The organism is Xanthomonas sp. LMC-A-07 (assembly GCF_030208825.1).
Taxonomy (GTDB): domain Bacteria; phylum Pseudomonadota; class Gammaproteobacteria; order Xanthomonadales; family Xanthomonadaceae; genus Xanthomonas; species Xanthomonas campestris.
The window spans coordinates 224,519-242,411 of the sequence record NZ_JARVTF010000008.1 but is presented as its reverse complement, the minus strand read 5'-3'; the positions used below and the strand labels follow the sequence as shown (position 1 = coordinate 242,411).

General features: G+C 66.4%; 13 protein-coding genes. 3 read left to right on the top strand and 10 right to left on the bottom strand.

Translation table 11 applies throughout. The annotated features are described in order from the left end of the window. Positions 1–116 precede the first annotated feature (116 nt). Both QRM89_RS08485 and QRM89_RS08480 read right to left on the bottom strand, forming a co-directional pair. Positions 117–1,349, bottom strand: coding sequence for a multifunctional CCA addition/repair protein (locus tag QRM89_RS08485; RefSeq protein WP_115002375.1), 1,233 nt, complete (start codon positions 1,347–1,349; stop codon positions 117–119). A gap of 70 nt (positions 1,350–1,419) precedes the next feature. After that, positions 1,420–3,390, bottom strand: a complete 1,971-nt coding sequence (locus QRM89_RS08480) for a transglycosylase SLT domain-containing protein (protein WP_193725515.1) — start codon at positions 3,388–3,390, stop codon at positions 1,420–1,422. Between the two features lie 263 nt (positions 3,391–3,653). Between QRM89_RS08480 and QRM89_RS08475 the strand changes: the two genes are divergently transcribed. Further along, complete coding sequence (locus QRM89_RS08475) at positions 3,654–6,533, top strand: TonB-dependent receptor (protein ID WP_285447777.1); 2,880 nt, start codon at positions 3,654–3,656, stop codon at positions 6,531–6,533. Between the two features lie 186 nt (positions 6,534–6,719). Further along, positions 6,720–6,905, top strand: coding sequence for a hypothetical protein (locus QRM89_RS08470; protein ID WP_158069308.1), 186 nt, complete (start codon positions 6,720–6,722; stop codon positions 6,903–6,905). Positions 6,906–7,275: 370 nt separating this feature from the next. Here QRM89_RS08470 and betA read toward each other — a convergent pair whose 3' ends face one another. From betA to QRM89_RS08435, 7 genes are all read right to left on the bottom strand, one after another. Beyond that, positions 7,276–8,946, bottom strand: coding sequence for a choline dehydrogenase (gene betA, locus QRM89_RS08465; protein WP_076038354.1), 1,671 nt, complete (start codon positions 8,944–8,946; stop codon positions 7,276–7,278). Positions 8,947–9,036: 90 nt separating this feature from the next. Further along, positions 9,037–10,509 (bottom strand): betaine-aldehyde dehydrogenase, encoded by a 1,473-nt coding sequence (gene betB, locus QRM89_RS08460; protein WP_040940669.1) that lies wholly within the window; start codon positions 10,507–10,509, stop codon positions 9,037–9,039. Positions 10,510–10,549: 40 nt separating this feature from the next. Continuing rightward, positions 10,550–12,529 carry a choline BCCT transporter BetT gene (gene betT, locus QRM89_RS08455; protein WP_014508954.1) on the bottom strand — a complete coding sequence of 660 codons (1,980 nt, stop codon included), beginning with the start codon at positions 12,527–12,529 and terminating at the stop codon, positions 10,550–10,552. A gap of 124 nt (positions 12,530–12,653) precedes the next feature. Next, positions 12,654–13,391: an endonuclease/exonuclease/phosphatase family protein gene (locus QRM89_RS08450; RefSeq protein WP_011038499.1), complete on the bottom strand. Its 738-nt coding sequence runs from the start codon at positions 13,389–13,391 to the stop codon at positions 12,654–12,656. 49 nt (positions 13,392–13,440) lie between these two features. Further along, positions 13,441–14,274, bottom strand: a complete 834-nt coding sequence (locus tag QRM89_RS08445; protein WP_285447776.1) for a thiol:disulfide interchange protein DsbA/DsbL — start codon at positions 14,272–14,274, stop codon at positions 13,441–13,443. A gap of 93 nt (positions 14,275–14,367) precedes the next feature. Next, positions 14,368–15,018, bottom strand: a complete 651-nt coding sequence (locus QRM89_RS08440; RefSeq protein ID WP_011038497.1) for a thiol:disulfide interchange protein DsbA/DsbL — start codon at positions 15,016–15,018, stop codon at positions 14,368–14,370. Between the two features lie 104 nt (positions 15,019–15,122). Continuing rightward, positions 15,123–15,920: a c-type cytochrome gene (locus tag QRM89_RS08435; protein WP_012437398.1), complete on the bottom strand. Its 798-nt coding sequence runs from the start codon at positions 15,918–15,920 to the stop codon at positions 15,123–15,125. Positions 15,921–16,066: 146 nt separating this feature from the next. Here QRM89_RS08435 and yihA point away from each other — a divergent pair, with 146 nt between their 5' ends. Further along, positions 16,067–16,690, top strand: a complete 624-nt coding sequence (gene yihA, locus QRM89_RS08430; RefSeq protein WP_115001917.1) for a ribosome biogenesis GTP-binding protein YihA/YsxC — start codon at positions 16,067–16,069, stop codon at positions 16,688–16,690. 120 nt (positions 16,691–16,810) lie between these two features. On the opposite strand, the gene QRM89_RS08425 is transcribed toward yihA, so the two are convergent. Next, a complete protein-coding gene (locus QRM89_RS08425) occupies positions 16,811–17,791 on the bottom strand; it encodes an MBL fold metallo-hydrolase (protein WP_285447775.1) in 981 nt (326 codons plus the stop codon). Between the last annotated feature and the right edge of the window lie 102 nt (positions 17,792–17,893).

Sequence of the window (17,893 nt, the reverse complement as noted above, 5' to 3'; positions counted from 1 at the left end):
CAAACGCCGGCTGCAGGCGGGCATTTGCCAGGTGAGTGTCACCGAGTGGGTGTCACCGATACGGGTTGGCCTGCAGTGTGGCCGCGCGGCGCCCAAACCGCGCGTCGATCCCGCGCTCACTGACGCAAGCTGCGCGCCTGTGCAATGGCGGTGATGCGCGCACTAGCCAATGCCTCGCCAATCTGGGGGCCCTGCAGGCCTTCTGCCGCAAGATCACGCGCATTGATCGCCAGCGCCGCGGCGTGCACACGCTGCAGTTCCGGCCCTTGCGGGTATGCGGCTTCTTCGCTGCCCAGCCGGCCGCGCTTGTCCGCCTCACAGACCAGCGCCAGTTGGGCGATGCGCTCCGGCCGACGGAAGCCGTCGCAGCGCACCAGCAGCTCATGCACGGTGCGGTCGCGCAGTTCTGGCAAGCGATGCACGTTGAGATGTTCGCGGCAGGCGGTCACCGCAAGCTGTCGATAGTCCTGCGGCACTTTCAGCCGCTCGCACAGCGCCTGCAACGGTGCTACGCCGCGCTGCTCATGCATCACATGGCGCGGCCATTGCTCCGGCGGGGTCAGCGCCTTGCCCAGGTCATGGGTGAGCGCTGCAAATCCCACCAGCGCATCGCCGGGCGCAAGTCGCGCAGCCATGTCGCTGACCATCTCCTGGTGCACGCCGGTATCCACTTCCGGATGGAACTCGGCACGCTGCGGTACGCCGTACAACGCATCGAGCTCGGGCAGGATGGCGCGCAGCGCGCCGGTGTCGTGCAAGGTGCGCAGGAACGCGGAAGGCTGCGCACTGGCCAACACGCGGCGCAGCTCCTGCCACACGCGTTCGGGCACCAGGCTGTCCAGTTCGCCGCTGTCGGCCATCTCGCGCATCAGCGCGGCGGTTTCCGGCGCAATGCTAAACCCCAGCGGCGCCAACCGTGCCATGAAGCGCGCCGCACGCAGCACGCGCACCGGGTCTTCCACAAAGGCCGGGCCCACATGCCGCAACACGCGTTGCTGCAGATCGCGTACGCCGCCATACGGGTCGAACACCTCGCCGCTGGCTTCGTCGCGTGCAATTGCATTGATGGTGAAGTCGCGGCGCAGCAGGTCCTCTTCCAGCGTCACCGACGGGTCGGCGTCCACGACAAAGCCACGGTAGCCACGCCCGGATTTGCGCTCGGTGCGTGCCAGCGCGTATTCCTCGCCGCTGCGCGGGTGCAGGAACACGGGGAAATCCTTGCCCACCGGCTTGTAGCCCAGCGCCTGCATCTGGGCCTGGTCGGCGCCGACCACCACCCAGTCGCGGTCGCCGGCTGGCTGGCCGAGCAAGGCATCGCGGACTGCGCCGCCCACAAGATAGATCTTCATGCGCACATGATGCCCGATGCCCTGCGCAGTGCCACGCACGGCAAGCGCGCGCGGCACTGCGCGGGCTGCGTCAGTCCTGTGCGGCGTTGGCCGCCGGGCCCGGCGAACACACCGGGCGCGTGCGCTTGTCCACCAGCCGGCCCATCAGCCGATCGCTCAGCGGCAATGCATCGCCGTTGAGGCGCCAGTCGTAGATCACGCTGAAGGCCAACACGCGCGCAACGTACTCGCGTGTTTCCTTGTAGCTGATGGTCTCGATCCAGAAATCCGGATCAAAGCCTGGCCGCTGGGCCTGCCAGCGCCCGGTCGGGCCGGGGCCGGCGTTGTAGGCGGCGATGGTGACGTAGGGCAGGCCGTAGGTGTTGAGCAGCTGGCGCAGGTAAGCCGTGCCGATCGCGATGTTGGTGTCTGGCTCGTACAGGCTGGCGGCGCCGCCGTAGTTGGGCAGGGCAATGCCCTTGGCCACCGCCGCGCCGGTGCCAGGCAACACCTGCATCAGGCCCATTGCATTGGCTGGCGAGCGCGCGCGTGGGTTGAAGATGCTTTCTGCGCGAATCTCCGCGGCCACCCACGCCGGATCGATCGCATTCTTGGCCGCTTCGCGGCGGATGCTGTCGTCGTGGTGCAGCGGAAAGCGCAGCGCGTACAGGCGCTGTTCGTCGGGCTGCTTGCCGAGTGCGAACACCGCGCGGTCGAACCACCCGTTGTCGCTGGCGACCTCCACCGCGAGGCGGCGTTGGGTGTCGTCGAAGCGGCTGGCGGCATCGTTCCATTCGGCCACGGCCCAGCCGGGGCGGTCGATCTGGAACAGCGCGATGGCGCGCACCAATGCCGGGTCGCGTGCCACCGCGGCCTTGGCCTGCGGGCTGTCCTTGGGCTCCCACGGGCACAGCCGGTAGGGCTGCTGCAGGCGATCGGCAGCCAGGAAGCCGTGGAAGGTGGGCGACTGCGCAGCCGCGCGATACAGCGGCTGTGCCGCCGCGGCGGCGCCGGTCTTTTCGGCCAGCCGCGCTTCGAAATACTGCCAGCGCGAATCACTGCGCTGGGTAGCCGGCATCTTGCGGATGGCGGCCAGCGCCGCCGGCCAATCGCCACGCGACATCGCCTCACGCGCGCGCCATTCGTGCAGGCGTTCGTCGTAGGACGCATCGGGCACCGCATTGAGCCGGCGCGCCGAATCGGGCAGATACGAGGCCACGGTCCACAACGCAATCTGGTACAGCACCTGCCCACGCTGCGCCTCGCTGAAGCCCAACGCGGCGGCGAGTGCAGGCAGTTGTTGTTCGGCCGCGTCCGGGTCGCTCTTGGCCAGCTTGGCCAGGCCGTCCACGGCGATGTTGCGGCTGCGCTCGGTCCTGGGCCAGCTCGCCGCACGCGGATGTACCTTGTCCAGGAATGCGGCGTAGTCGGTGGCCAGGGCCAGATCGGCCGCCGGCAGCCCGCGTGCGGCCGTGCGCATCACCGCAGGCTGCTGCGCGTCGGCGGCGGCTTCCACGCGCTCCCAGCGCAAGGCGGGGGTGAGCTCGCCGCGCGACTCCAGCCCGGCAACCACCGCGTCGCAGGCATCGGGCAGGCCCTTGCCGGTGCGCCACAGCGTCAAGGCATCGCGGCTCCACTGCGCATCCGCCTTGCCGGTGGCCTGGCGGGCGCTCAGCTGCGCACAGCGCAGGCCCAGGTTGTCGGTGGGCTTCCAGTTGGCGAGCAGCGTGGTCCAGTCCTGACGCCGCGCCACGGCCGGCAACCAGGCGCCGCGGAAGCTCTCAGCCACCGGCTGCCCTGCATACCGCTGCAGAAAGCCCTGCGCCTGCGCGGCGGAGACGCTGTCGATGTTGCGCTTGAGCGCGGCGTATTCCAGCCAGCCGTACAGCGGATGCCGGCGCAGGGCGGTGAGCTGGCCGGCGTCGGCCTGGCCACGCTCGGCGGCGGCGATGGCATCGCGCATGGCGGTCAATTGCGGATCGAGCGATTGGGCATGCAGCGCAGTGCTGCCAAGGCAAAGCAGGCCGGCGAAAACAGCGGCGAAACGTGGGGAATAAGTCATCGCGCGACTATACCGAAGCGTGGCTGAGCACTTGAGTGAATGTGGCGCGGTGGCGCTGCGCATGTGCGCCTGTCGCGCGCTGCATAGGTGGGGCTGGCACTCGCCTCTTAAGGAGCACGAAGCAAGCGTGCCGATGCGATGACGGAGGCAGTGCTGCATCGCCAGGTTGCGGTGCGTTAAGGTTTCGTTTAAAAGTCGGCATGGACCGCAGGGCACGGGGGCGTGCGGTGACATTTCCTGAAATCCTTCTGGAGAGAGAAAGGATGAAGCGTCTGAGTGGCTCCCGTCGGTCGTACCTGGCCGTGCAATTGTCGTTGTGTCTGATCCCTTCGCTGGCCTGGGCGCAGCAGCCCGAACCCGCCCCGAGTACGCGCACGCTCGACAGCGTGCAAGTCACCGGCACCCGCATCAAGACGGCCGAATTGCAGGGCCAGGTGCCGATCCAGACGCTCAACCGCGCCGATATCGAGCGCACCGGGCTCACCTCGATCGGCGAGGTGTTGCAGGAGCTCACTGCCTCCGGCTCGGCGCTCAATGCCAAGTTCAATTCGTCCGGCAACTTCGGCTTTCCGCCCGACGGCAGCGGCGTGGGTGCCGGCTCGGCGCAGGTGGATTTACGCCATCTCGGTTCCAAGCGCGTGCTGGTGCTGGTGGACGGCATCCGCTGGGTCAATGAATCCTCCGCCTCGGGCGTGGGCTCGTCGACGGACCTCAATACCATTCCGCTGGCGATCGTGGAGCGCATCGAAGTGCTCGAAGACGGCGCCTCGTCGCTGTACGGCTCGGATGCGATTGCCGGTGTGGTCAACATCATCACGCGGCGCACGTTCGATGGCGCGCAGGTCACGCTCAATTACGGGCAATACGGCAAGGGCGATGGCACCAACCAGGGCATGGACCTGGCCTGGGGCACCAGTGGCGAGGATTTCAGCCTGTTTCTGGGCGCCAGCTACGTCAAGCAGGATCCGATCTATGCGCGCGACCGTGCGCAGGCACGCTTCCCCATTCCCGGCACCGGGCTGACCTTTGCCAGTTCGGCCACGCCCGATGGGCGCTTCCAGTTCGTTGACCAGAACACCGGCGTGCGCCAGAACCTCACCCCCAACGCGGGCGTGGGCACGCCGCAATACGACGGCAGTGGTGGCTGCACGCGCAGCGATGATTACCACTGCTTCGGCACCGCCGACCGCTACAACTTCGCCGAGCAGAACCTGCTGCTGACGCCGTCCGAGCGCAAGGGCGTGTTCGCGCAGTTCCGCTATTACTTCAACGACGACGTGCAGTGGTATGTCAAGGCGTTGGGCAACCGGCGCGAGTCCACCAACCAGGCCGCGCCCGAGCCGATCTTCCTCGGCCCCGATGCCGGCACCGGCAATTCGCTGGCCGACAACATCGTGATTTCCGCGCTCAACCCGTTCAACCCGTTTGGCTTCGATCTGAACTCGGCCACCAACCTGATCCAGATCGGGCGGCGCCCGGTGGAAGGCGGCCCGCGGCGGTATGAGCAACAGGTGGACACGCAGTATTTCGGCACGGGCCTGGTCGGCACCTTCGAAGGCGCGTCGCGAACCTGGTTCTGGGACGTCAACGGCATGTACAGCAAGAACAAGGCCGAGCAGACCAACTACGGCAGCTACAACCTGTTCAACATCAACCTGGGGCTCGGCGACCCGGCCGCCTGCGCGGCGGTGGCCGGCTGCGTGCCACTGGATATCTTCAGCGGCGCCGGCAGCATCACGCCGGAGATGCTGCGCTGGATCCAGCCCGTGGTGCGCGACCGCAGCCAGAACGAACTGAGCCTGTTCACCGCCAACCTGAGCAGCGAGCTGTTCCAGTTGCCCGGCGGTGCGGTGAGCTTTGCCACCGGCTACGAGTACCGCAAATACGAAGGCTCGTATCAGCCGGACCCGCTCACCGTGGCCGGCCGCTACAACGGTGTGCCATCGTTGCCTACCTCCGGCAGCTACGACGTCAATGAGGCGTATCTCGAACTCAACATCCCGATCTTTGCCAACTCCACGTTGGGCGACAAACTCGATCTGAACATTGCGGGCCGGTATTCGGATTACTCCACGTTCGGCGGCGAGTTCACGCCCAAGTACGGCCTGCGTTGGCAGGTGAGCGACGAGTTCGTACTGCGCACCAGTTATGCGGAAGGCTTCCGCGCGCCGACCATCGGCGAGTTGTTCGGCTCGGCGGCGCGTGCGGATCTGCAGTTGTCCGACCCGTGTTCCATCGGCCTTGGCGGGACCGCGCCGCGTGGCAGCGCCGCCAACTGCGCAACGCTGGGGGTGCCGCTGAACTACCAGCAGGCCAACCAGCAGATTTCGGTGACCACCGGCGGCAACGAGCAGCTGGAGCCGGAGCGCTCGCGCAGTTTCAGCGCCGGCTTCGTGTTCAGCCCGGGCTTTGGCAGCAACGCAAGTTGGTCCGACCGCCTGGATCTCGAAGTGACCTTCTACCGTCACCATGTGGATGGCGCGATCCAGGCGATCAACGCGCAGACCCAGCTCGATCTGTGCGTGGATACGCTGGACGCGCTGTACTGCGACGGCATCGGCCGCGCGTCCACCGGCGGCATCAATGCGTTCAACAACCGCCTGACCAACCTGGGTTCGATCAAGACCGACGGCTGGGACGTGGATCTGTTCTGGACCTTGCCGGAAAGCGCGTTGGGCCGCTTCAAGCTGTCCTTGCAGAACACCTTCGTGGGCCGTTACGAGGCGCTGGGCGCCGCCGGGCAGCGGCAGCCGCAGGGGCCGGGCATCGAAGTGGTGGATAGTGCGATTCCCGAGTGGACCAGCAATGCGGTGCTGGACTGGTCGCTGGGCAACTGGACTGCATCGTGGACCGCGCGCCACATTTCCAAGCTCACCGAACAGTGCGGCGACGCAGTGGAATTTGCGGTGTGCTCGACGCCGGCCGAGGGCACCAATCAACTGGATGCCATCACCTACCACGATGCGCAGGTGGGCTACCGCTTCGACTGGTTGAAGGGCCTGCAACTGACTGCCGGCTTGAACAACGTGTTCGACAAGGATCCACCGATCTGCCTGTCGTGCTCACTCAATGGCTATGACGCGTCCACCTATGACATCCCCGGCGGCCGCTTCTGGTACGTGCGCGCGGACCTGAAGTTCTAGTTGGCACGATGGCTGCCTGCCGCGCGTGATGCATGCGGCGGGCAGCACTCTGCTTGCAATGCAGATGTGCGTTGACGCATCGCGCATCGGCGTTGCTCCTGCATCAGTCAGCGACCAGGACGGATGGCGCGGTGCCCTCACCGCGTCCGGGACCCTTGGCGGCATGGATGCCGCCAAGGAGCCTCCATGGACGGATTCACGGCGTGTCCCGGGGGCGGTGAGGGCATCGCGCACTCAAGCTGCTGGCGTTTGCGCGTCAGGCTGGCATCGCTGGTGTTTTCCCACTGCGAGTCGGTGCCTGAGATCCAATTGCTGGTCGCTCAGCGCTATCTGCCAGGCATCAATGCGGCGATCAACGGCGTTGTGCAGTAAGGCCACAGGCACGTGTAGCGCATGCAGGGCCCTTGCGCGCCCGCCATCGCGGGACACGCCGCAAGTACGTCCCTGTAGGCTCTTTGGCGGCATCCATGCCGCCAAAGGTCCCGCGATGGCGGGCACGCAAGGACCAGGCGAGTTGGCTGGTTTGCGTGGGTTTCAAAAAACACCTCACGTGCTACATGCGATGTCTTCGCCGCCTGCCGAACCGCGGCGGGACAGATGCCGCACAAAGCCTTTATGAAAGGACGTCCCGCGTGTCCCGCGAGCGGTGAGGGCGCTGCGCTTGGCTATCTAGATCAAACGCAAGTCGGCCGACAGCTCGCTTGGCAAGCGGTTTCAAGCCATGTACTTGGTCGATCACACATCACCGGCGCACAGGTGCATCACCCGCCACGTAATAGTCGGCGGTGCTGCGCGGCAGCGGTGCACGCCCACGCATCCGGTCGGCGATCTTCTCGGCGATCATGATGGTGGTCGCGTTGAGGTTGCCGGTGATGATGCGCGGCATGATTGAGGCATCGATCACGCGCAACCCCTCCATGCCGTGGACGCGGCCTTGCCCATCCACCACCGCCATGTCGTCGGTGCCCATCGCGCATGAGCACGAGGGGTGATACGCGGTTTCGGCGCGTGCGCGCACGAATGCATCCAGCTCGGCGTCGGTCTTGCAGTCTGCGCTGGGGCTGATCTCGCGCCCCCGGTAAGGGTCGAGTGCGGGCTGGGCGATGATCTCGCGGGTGATGCGGATTGCATCGCGAAATTCCTGCCAGTCCTGGTCGGTGGATTGGTAGTTGAACAGGATCGACGGATGCTGGCGCGGGTCGCGCGACCTGGCATGCACGCGGCCGCGGCTGGGCGTACGCATGGAGCCCACATGGGCCTGGAAGCCATGCTCTTTTACTGCGTTGCTGCCGTTGTAATTAATCGCCACCGGCAGGAAGTGGTACTGGATATTGGGCCAGTCGAACTCTTCGCGGGTGCGAATGAAACCGCCGGCCTCGAACTGATTGCTGGCCCCGGTGCCGGTGCCGGCAAACAACCACTCGGCGCCAATGGCCGGCTGATTCCACCACTGTAGCGCCGGGTACAACGACACCGGCTTGGTGCATGCATATTGCATGTACACCTCCAGGTGGTCCTGCAGGTTCTGCCCCACGCCGGGCAGGTCGTGCACCAGTTGCACGTCGAGTGCGCGCAACAGGTCCGGCGCACCCACGCCGGAGCGTTGCAGCAACTGTGGCGAGGCAATCGCACCCGCACAGACCAGTACTTCGCGGCGCGCGTGCGCGTCGATGCCCTCGCTGCTGTTACCCACCAGGTAATGCACCCCGACCGCGCGCTTGCCGGCAAATAAAATGCGGTCGGTGGTGGCGTGGGTGACGATGTGCAGGCTGTCGCGCGGCTTGGCCATGTCCAGATAGCCGCGTGCGGTGCTGGCACGCCGCCCTTGCGGCGTCACGGTGCGGTCCATCGGCCCGAAGCCTTCCTGCTGATAGCCGTTGAGGTCGTCGGTGCGTGGGTAACCCGCCTGCACGCCAGCATCGACCATCGCCTGGAACAGCACGTTGTTGTCGTTCTTCGGCGTGGCCACGCTCACCGGGCCTTCGCCGCCGTGGTAATCGTTGGCGCCGATGTCGCGTGTTTCTGCCTTGCGGAAATACGGCAACACATCGCGGTAGCTCCAGTCTTCCAGCCCCGGGCGCTTGGCCCAATGATCGAAATCCAGTGCGTTGCCGCGGATGTAGCACATGCCGTTGATCAGCGATGAACCACCCAGCCCCTTGCCGCGCCCGCACTCCATGCGCCGGTTGTCCATGTGCGGTTCCGGCTCTGTTTCATAGGCCCAGTTGTAGCGGCGGCCCTGCAACGGAAACGCCAATGCGGCGGGCATCTGGGTGCGGAAATCCAGCCGGTAATCCGGCCCGCCGGCTTCCAGCAGCAGCACGCTGACACCCGGGTCTTCGGTGAGGCGCGCGGCCAGTACGTTTCCGGCCGAGCCTGCGCCAATGATGATGTAGTCGTATTCGCGTTGCATGGTGATCTCCTGATGCGTGGTCGGTAAGGCGTGCGGATCGGCACGCGTCTGCGCTCGTTTGAACAGCAGTACGCGCGCTATGAGCCGCGCCTAGAACACCGACGCGTAGCGTTCCAGTTCGACCTGGACAGACTTGGTGCGTGTGTAGGCCTGCAGCGTGGCCAGGCCGTTCTCGCGGCCCACACCCGATTGCTTGTAGCCGCCCACCGGCATCGGCGCCGGCGATTCGCCCCAAGTGTTGATCCAGCAGATGCCGGCCTCCAGGCGATGGATCAGCCGATGCGCGCGTGACAGATCCGGTGTCACCACACCCGCCGCCAGCCCATAGCTGGTGGCATTGGCGCGTGTGATTGCCTCGTCTTCGTCGTCGTAGGTGAGCAGGCTCAGCACCGGCCCGAAGATCTCTTCGCGCACGATGGTCATCACGTCGGTGCAATCGCTGAAGATGGTCGGCGCCACGTAGCAGCCCTGCGCCAGTGCACCATCGCGCAGCCGCTCGCCACCGCACAGCAGGCGCGCCCCTTCGGCCTTGCCTTGCTCGATGTGTTCCAGCACGCGCTGCATGTGCGCGGCACTGACCATCGGCCCGAACGTGGTGCGCTCATCGAGCGGGTCGCCGATATGGATGCGTTGCACGCGTGCCAGCAGACGCGCTTCGAATGCAGTGCGCAGTGCACGCGGCACGAAGACGCGCGTGCCGTTGGTGCACACCTGTCCGGAGCTGTAGAAGTTGGCCATCATTGCGATGTCGGCCGCCAGGTCCAGGTCGGCATCTGCGCAGACAATCAGTGGCGACTTGCCGCCCAGTTCCATGGTCACGTCCTTCAACGACGAGCTGGAGGCGCTGGCCATCACCTTGCGGCCGGTTGCGGTGCCACCGGTGAAGCTGATCTTTTCGATCTCCGGATGCTCGGTGAGTGCATGGCCCACGCTGGCGCCGTCGCCGGGCAGCACGTTGAACACGCCATCCGGCAGGCCGGCTTCGGTGAAAATTTCAGCGAGCTTGAGCGCGGTGAGCGGCGTCACCTCGCTGGGCTTGAAGATCATCGCGTTGCCGGCGGCCAGGGCCGGTGCGGCTTTCCAGAGCGCGATCTGGATCGGGTAATTCCACGCACCGATCGCGCCCACCACGCCAAGCGGTTCGTGCCGCGTGTAGAAGAAACTGCCTTCGCGCAATGGCACCTGCACGCCCTGCAGCGCCTGCGCCACGCCGGCGTAATACTCCAGCACGTCGGCGCCGGTGACGATGTCCACGCTACGCGTTTCGCTCAGCGGCTTGCCAGTGTTGAGCGTTTCCAGCTCCGCCAGGGCGTCGTTGCGCTCGCGCAGTAGCGCGACGGCACGCAGCAGGATGCGTGAGCGCTCCACCACCGTGAGTGCGGCCCAGTGCCGTTGGCCGGCCTTGGCGCTGTCCACGGCTGCATCCAGATCGTCGGCGCCGGCGTTGTGGACGTTGGCAAGGACTTCACCGGTGGCCGGGTTCACCACCTCGAACGTGTGGCCGCCGCGGGCGGGAACATAGCGGCCGCCGATGTACAGCAGCTGGTCGGGGAAACGTGGCATGACAAACCTCCTGTGGGACGCTCGCCGCAGCGACGACACCTCAGCGGGTGAGATGCAGGAACTGCAGGTGACGCTCGTATTGATCGATGATGTCGTTGATGATCTGTTCGCGGCTGTAGCCGACCAGGTCGTAGTCCTGGCTGCCTTCGAACAGATACACCTCGGCGCGGTAATAGCGCTGGTTGCGCAGGCGCTGCGCGGCGAACGACGGGGTGAGGTAGCCGCGCATCACCACCTGGTAACGGAAGCCTTGTTGTTCGCCATGGTCCACGCTGATCTCCATGTCGGCGTCGTCGAGCCGGCTGCTGACCTGCCAGCCTTCGTCCTGCAGCTGCGCGGCCACCGCTTCGATCGCCGGGCGAACCTGTTCGTGCATGAAGCGATAGACCTCATCGCGCGCGGCAAAATGCATCGCCTGGCCCAAGCGTTGACGCCAGCCGCGGTGATCGCGCGATTGCCCGATCAACGGGCTGGGACTGTAGAGCTGCGCACGCTTGCGCTGCGATTCCTCGCTGAGCGCGCGCGACAATCCCCACGCCATCAGCAGCAACACGGCCGAGAAGGGCAGCGACGCCAGCACCACTGCGGATTTCAGCGCGTCCATGCTGCCGGCCAGCAGCAAGCCCGCGGTAACCACGGCCGTGAGCACGCCCCAGAACACACGTAGCCAGCGTGGGCCGTCGTCATGCGGCTCGCCACCATGCGAGGACAATGTGGACAACACCACCGTGCCCGAATCGGCCGAGGTGACGAAGAACACGAAGCTGATCGCCACCGTGATCGTGATGACCACGCGGCTCCACGGGTAATCCTGCAGCAGCGAGTACAGCACCGTTTGCGGCGCATCGATGGCCTGCTGCGCCCAGGCGGCCTGCCCGTGGTGCAGCAATTGATCGAGCGCGCTGTTGCCGAAGATCGACAGCCAGGCCAGCGTGAATCCCAACGGGATCAACAACACGCCCAGCACGAATTCGCGGATGGTGCGGCCACGCGAGATGCGCGCAATGAACAGCCCCACGAAGGGCGCCCAGCCAATCCACCACGCCCAATAGAACACCGTCCAGTTGCCGAGCCAGTCGGGACGGCCGCCATAGGCGTACACGTCGAAACTCTTGCCCACCACGCTGCCCAGGTAGTCGCCCAGGTTCTGCATCAAGGCATTGAGCAGATATTGCGTAGGGCCTGCGAACAGCATGAACAACAGCAGCGCGATCGCCAGCAGCATGTTGATGTCCGACATCCAGCGCACGCCTTTTTCGACGCCGGACACCGCCACCAGGATGGCTGCACCCATCATGGCGACGATCAACGCCACCTGCACCCAATGCGTGTGCGGCACGTTGAACAAGGTGGCCAGGCCGGCGTTGAGATGCAGCACGCCAAAGCCCATATCCGCGCCCAGGCCGAACACCGTGGCGACGATGCCCAGCGCATCGACGGTATAGCCGATTGGCCCGTTGATGCGTTTGCCGATCAACGGATACAACGCCGAGCGCAAGGCCAGCGGCAGATTGTGGCGAAATGCGAAATACGCCAGCGCCATCGCCGCCAACGCGAACACACCCCAGCCGTGCAGGCCCCAGTGCAGGAACAGCAGCTGCATGGCCTGGCGTGCGGACGCCTCGCCATTGCCGGTGCCGCCTTGCGGTGGCTGCAGATAGTGCGTGAGCGGTTCGGAAACACAGAAGAAGAACAGCGTGATGCTGATGCCGGCGGCGAACAACATGCCGGCCCAGGAGAGATAGCTGAATTCCGGTTCGTCGTGATCGGCGCCAAGTTTGATGTTGCCGTAGCTGGACAGCGCCACACCCAGCACGAATACCAGATACAGCGTCATTGCCAGCAGGTAGTACCAGCCCACATTGCGTGAGGCCCAGGTCTGCGCATCCAGCAAGATGCGCCCGGCATCGAGGGGGAACAGCGCCACCAGCAGCGCGAACGTACACACCACCGTCGCCGCCAACACGAACACCGGCCGAAGGGTGCGTACCGGTGCGAGCTGCGGCTCGGACACATTCATGCGCGGTGCGTCACGTGGCGTGCTCCAACGAAAAAACCGCCTGTGTTATGCCACAAGCGGTGTCTAGAGCACGTCATCGGTTGAGGTCGCCAGCGCAACCGGGCGCTGGCGTTCTACTGCGGGTTTAACGCAGCAATTGCAACGGAACGCGCAGATCCATGCCCACTGCAAGGTGGTCGGAGAACGCTGCAGGAATCGCTTCGGTGTGTTCGATCACCAGGCTGTCGCTGACCAGAATGTGATCGATCGCACGGTCGGGGCGCCAGCTCGGGAACGTGTGTACCACGCAGCTTGGCGGTTGCAGCCGGGTGTGCCGATACAAGGCCTGCATTTCCGGCCGATCGGCAACGCAATTGAAGTCGCCCATCAGCATCACATTGGGATGGTCGGACAATAATTCGGCAATGAAGGCCAGCTGCGCCATGCGCGAATTGGCGCCCAACGACAGATGCGCGACGGCCACCGCCAGGCCTTCGCGGCCTTGCCCGAACTTGGCCAGCAGGATGCCGCGCCCGCCGATGCGGCCGGGCAGGGCATGGTCCTGGACTTCCAGCGGTTCCAGCTTGCTGAGCAGGCCGTTGGCGCTGGACGCCACCCCGCCCATGCGGCGGTTGGGCTGGTGGCTCCAGTAATTGAAGCCGGCGCGCTCGGCCAGGTAGTGGGTCTGGTTGGTGAAGCCCGAGCGCAGGCTGCCGGGGTCGCTTTCCTGCAGACCCACGATGTCGCGCTCGCCGGCCAGCTTGGCGATGCTGTCCAGGCTGGTGCGCTTGCTGCCCAGCGGCAGCGCATGCGACCAGCTGCGGGTCACGTAGTCACTGTAGCGGCGGGTGCTGGAGCCGGCCTGGATATTGGCGGTCAGCACCCGCAGGGTGCGCGAGTCCGAAGCGTTCACGACGTGGCGATCGCTCGGGTCACTTGGCCAGCGTGGCGCGTTCGCGCGCGATCAGGTGATCGGCGATGCGCAGCATGTCCGGGAAGCTCTGGCCCTTGACCAGGTACTTGCCGTTGACGATCAGCGACGGGGTGCCGGTGATCTTGCTGCGGGTGGCGAACTGCTTGGCGCGGTTGGTCTTGGCCGACACGCCGAAGCTGCTCATGGTGTCGATGAAGGTCTTCGAATCCACACCGTACTTGGCATAGAAACCCGCGATGTCCTGCACCGAATCCTTGCCGCGCTCGCCCTTCAGGCTCTGGTCGACGTGGATCGCCTTGTACAGCGCGTCGTGGGTCTTTTCCTGCACGCCCAGCGTTTCTGCGGCGTAGAAGGCGCGCGCGTAGTCATCCCACGGGCCGCCGAACATCGCCGGCACGTAGACGAAATGCACATCCGACGGCAGGCCGGCTTTCCATGGCCCGATCAGTGGCTGGAACGCGTTGCAGGCCGGGCAGACGTAGCCGAACACTTCCGCCACCTCGATCTTGCCGGCGGCCTGCTGGTACGGCTGGCCACCTTCGATATCCAGGTAATCGGTGCCGGCGACCGGCTCGGGGCCGTTCGGCGCGCGCGGTGCCGGCGCTGGCGGCGCAGCGGCGGTGTCGGTGGCGGTGGCGGTGGCCGGCGCGTTGGCGCTCTCGCCCACGGCAGGCGGGGCAGCGGCATCAGTGGCCGGGGTGGCCGCAGGCGCGGTGGCGGTCTCGGCAGCCGGAGCAGGCGCCGGGGCGGTGTCGGACGAACCGTCCTGGGCCTTGCAGGCGACCAGGATCGGCAGCAGCGCCATCAGCGTCAGGGCGAAGCGGGTCTTCATCGGATTGGATCTCCAGCGTGGGGCGGAAGGGGAGGCCGCAGCGGCCGCGGGGCGCATGATGCCACGGGCCGTGCGTGATGGCGGTTATGCGGCTCAGCGCGCGGCCGGCGCGGCGTGCTCGCGGGCAATCAGATAATCGGCCACGCGCAGCATGTCGGTGTAGTCACGCGCGGTGATTAGATAGCGGCCGTTGACCACCAGGGCCGGCGTGCCGGGGATCTTGGCGCGCGTTGCAAATTCGCGCGCGGCCTTGACCTTGTCTTCCACCGCCGCGCTCTTGAGCGTGTCGATGAAACGTTGCTGCGGCACGCCGTAGGCGACGTAGAAGGCCGCCAGCTCTTCCGGGGCCACGTTCTGGGTGGGCACGGTGTGCTTTTCGTGGATGGCGTCGAACATGGCGCGGTGGCTGCGCTTGGCCACGCCCAGCGTGTCGGCGGCGAAGTAGGCACGCGCGAACGCATCCCAGAAGCCGCCAAAGGCCGCCGGTACCGGCGTGACCCGCACATAGGCCGGCTGCTTGGCGGTCCACGCTTCCAGCGTCGGCTCGAAGTGGGCGCAGTGCGGGCAGGTGTAGCCGAACACTTCCGCCACTTCGACCTTGCCCGCCAGGGGCGCATACGGCTGGCCGCCGTCGATCAGCACATAGTCCTCGCCTTCCACCGGCGGGGCCTTCTTGTCCGCGGCACAGGCGGCCAGCGGCAGCAGGATCAACAACAGCAGCGACAGACGGGAAAACAGGTTCATGCGGGCTCCGAGGGGGATGGATTGCGGTGATACGACGCGGTGAAACGACAACGCCGGCCCGAAGACCGGCGTTGCGAAGCGGGTGGACCGCCGCGGCACTCACCTCATGAGCGTGCGGGCGTCCCGGCGGGCAGTTGCGCGGCCGCGGCATCGTCGGCGCGGTCGTGCAGGCCTTGCAGATAGCTGGCCAGTGCCTGGATCTCCTGCTCGCTCAGCGGCTTGGCCACCTGCGCCATGATATTGAACAGCGCCGGATTGCGCTCCTGGGTGGTGCCGGCCTGGTATTCCTTGAGGCGGCGCGCCACGTACTCGGCGTGCTGGCCGCCCAGGCGTGGGTAGGCCGGCCCCGGGTTGCCGCTGCCGGAGGGTCCATGGCAGGCCATGCAGGCCGGCACGCCGCGGGCGATGTCGCCGCCGCGGTAGAGCTTTTCGCCGGCCTCGTAGAACTTCATGCCCTGGTAGGGGCCCTCGCTGATCACCGCATCGTCGGCGACGCCGGCGGCGGATTTCTGCGTGGCGAAGTAGGCGCCCAGATCGCGCATGTCCTGCGCGGTGAGGTCCTTGACGAAGGGCACCATCACCGCCGACATGCCGGTATTTCGCTCGCCGCTGGCAATCAGAGCCACCTGGTGCGCCACGTAGCGCTCGGTCTGGCCGGCGATGCGCGGATACATCGGCACCGCCGGGTTGCCGTCCGGCCCATGGCAGGCCGCGCAGGCAGCGGCCTTGGCCTGGCCGGCCTTGGCATCGCCCCAGGTGGTCTTGGACAGGTCGACCTCCAGCGGCGCAACGCGGATGGGCGGCGGATCGGGGATCGGCGTGACCGCCGACTGGGCAAACGCCACCGCGGCAACGACCGGCACGGCAATGGCGGCAAGGACAAGCACACGAGCATGGCGCATCAGCTAAAGCTCCGTATGGACCCGGCCCGCGCGCGTGAAGGTGCTGGCTGTGGCAGGCGTCCCCGATTATCGACACGCCTTCGCGCCAGGGTCAACGAACAGTGCAGCAAAATCGCCTGGGGCGCCGAACGTGCGATCCTAGGGGGATGTCGCTCCTTATCGAACAAGCCCGCTACCACCTGTCCGCCCATAACGCCCGGCAATTGCCGGACGATGGCGGCTACGAGGTCGCCTTCGCCGGCCGCTCCAACGCCGGAAAATCCAGCGCACTCAATGCGTTGACCCGTCAAAATTCCCTGGCCCGCGTGTCCAAGACGCCCGGCCGCACCCAGCAGCTGGTGTTCTTCCAGATCCAGCCCGAGCGCTATCTGGTGGATCTGCCCGGCTACGGCTACGCCAAGGTGCCGCAGGACCTGCAGGCGCACTGGCAGGCCTTCATCGACCGCTATTTCCGCACCCGCGAAGCGCTGCGCGGCCTGGTGGTGGTGATGGACATCCGCCACCCGCTCAAGGATTACGACCTGCAGATGCTGGGCTACGCCGCCGAACGCGGGCTGCCGGCGCACGGTCTGCTGACCAAGGCGGACAAGCTCGGCCGTGGCCAGCAGATGCAAACCCTGCAGAAGGTCAAGAAGGAAGTGACCTCGCGCTTCGGCGACAGCGTGACCGTGCAGACCTACTCGGGCGAATCGCGCCAGGGCGTGGACGAACTGCGCGGCATCGTCGGCGGCTGGCTGGGCCTGGATGGGGCGCCGCCCGCAGCGGAGTAAGCCGGGCCGGGCGCCATGACGCCTGGCCCTGCGGGCGTTTTCATTTGCGGCACCGATATTGGGGCCAGGCGACGCCGGGCTGCGCTGCGGGACAGGGACTTTGTTTGGACGCCCCATCACTCAAGGTGTCGCCGGCACGGCGCCGAATTCGGTCGGCACCCAGGCGAACGCATTGCCCTCGCGGCGCACATGACCCAGGCCCGGGAAGGGCAGATGCGCGCCGGCCACCCACCAGCGGCCGTCGGCGGCCTGCGCCAGCATGCTGCGGCGTGAGACAATGGCCTTGCTGCGGTTGCTGTCGGCTTCGAACGAGGCATCCGGCTGGGCAAACTGCACGGCGTGGTAGTGCAACACATCGCCCCACACCAGCAGCGTGTTGCCGGCGCCGCCGTCAAAGCGATACGACACGTGGCCGGGCGTGTGGCCCTGGCTGTCCAGGGCAATGATGCCGGCCGGCAATGCGGTCGTGCCCGGCTGGAAACGGCGCAGCCGACCCTGGGCCTGATAGGGCGCTGCCGCCGCGCGCGCCAGCGGAAAGGCGAACTGCAGCATTGGCGCGGTAACGGCCTCCGAAGCGGGATCCAGCCAGTACGCGGCATCGGCGTCGGATAGCCACACCGTGGCGTTGGGAAATGCCGGGGTGCCCTGCGCATCGAGCAGGCCGCACAGGTGGTCCGGATGCGCGTGGGTGAGCAGCACATCGTCGACCTGGGCCGGGTCGTAGCCGGCGGCGCGCAGGTTGGCCAGCACTTGGCCCAGGCCGGGGCCCAGGCACCGAGCAGTGCCGGTATCGACCAGGCTGAGGTGGCTGCCGTCCTGGATCAGATAGGCGTTGACTGCAGTCTGCAGGCCCTTGTCGTCTTCGGGCACGTAGCCCTGCGCTAGCAGGCGGTCGCGCTCTGTCGGGTCCACATTGGACAGTTGTTGACGCGTCAACGCGACGCTGCCGTCGAACAACGCAGTGACGCGCAGCGTGCCGATGCGCTGCAGGTAAAAGCCGGGAACCTGTGCGTGGGTGGACGCGGGCGCAGCGGCGTGCGCCAGCGTGGCGCTTGCGGCGAGCAATAGCGGCGCAAGCGAACGCAGTACGGAAACAGACATGAGCAACTCCAGGGCAGGCGGCAACGGCCGCGATGTCGCCATGCTGGCGGCAGCGACTTGCGCGATTCGCTCATTGCGCTGCGCGAAGCGCTCGCTGCAGCG

Bases quoted from the DNA above. Each gene is read 5' to 3' on its own strand.
- QRM89_RS08485 (WP_115002375.1), bottom strand. From the start codon at position 1,349: ATGAAGATCTATCTTGTGGGCGGCGCAGTCCGCGATGCCTTGCTCGGC.
- QRM89_RS08480 (WP_193725515.1), bottom strand. From the start codon at position 3,390: ATGACTTATTCCCCACGTTTCGCCGCTGTTTTCGCCGGCCTGCTTTGC.
- QRM89_RS08475 (WP_285447777.1), top strand. From the start codon at position 3,654: ATGAAGCGTCTGAGTGGCTCCCGTCGGTCGTACCTGGCCGTGCAATTG.
- QRM89_RS08470 (WP_158069308.1), top strand. From the start codon at position 6,720: ATGGACGGATTCACGGCGTGTCCCGGGGGCGGTGAGGGCATCGCGCAC.
- betA (WP_076038354.1), bottom strand. From the start codon at position 8,946: ATGCAACGCGAATACGACTACATCATCATTGGCGCAGGCTCGGCCGGA.
- betB (WP_040940669.1), bottom strand. From the start codon at position 10,509: ATGCCACGTTTCCCCGACCAGCTGCTGTACATCGGCGGCCGCTATGTT.
- betT (WP_014508954.1), bottom strand. From the start codon at position 12,529: ATGAATGTGTCCGAGCCGCAGCTCGCACCGGTACGCACCCTTCGGCCG.
- QRM89_RS08445 (WP_285447776.1), bottom strand. From the start codon at position 14,274: ATGAAGACCCGCTTCGCCCTGACGCTGATGGCGCTGCTGCCGATCCTG.
- QRM89_RS08440 (WP_011038497.1), bottom strand. From the start codon at position 15,018: ATGAACCTGTTTTCCCGTCTGTCGCTGCTGTTGTTGATCCTGCTGCCG.
- QRM89_RS08435 (WP_012437398.1), bottom strand. From the start codon at position 15,920: ATGCGCCATGCTCGTGTGCTTGTCCTTGCCGCCATTGCCGTGCCGGTC.
- yihA (WP_115001917.1), top strand. From the start codon at position 16,067: ATGTCGCTCCTTATCGAACAAGCCCGCTACCACCTGTCCGCCCATAAC.
- QRM89_RS08425 (WP_285447775.1), bottom strand. From the start codon at position 17,791: ATGTCTGTTTCCGTACTGCGTTCGCTTGCGCCGCTATTGCTCGCCGCA.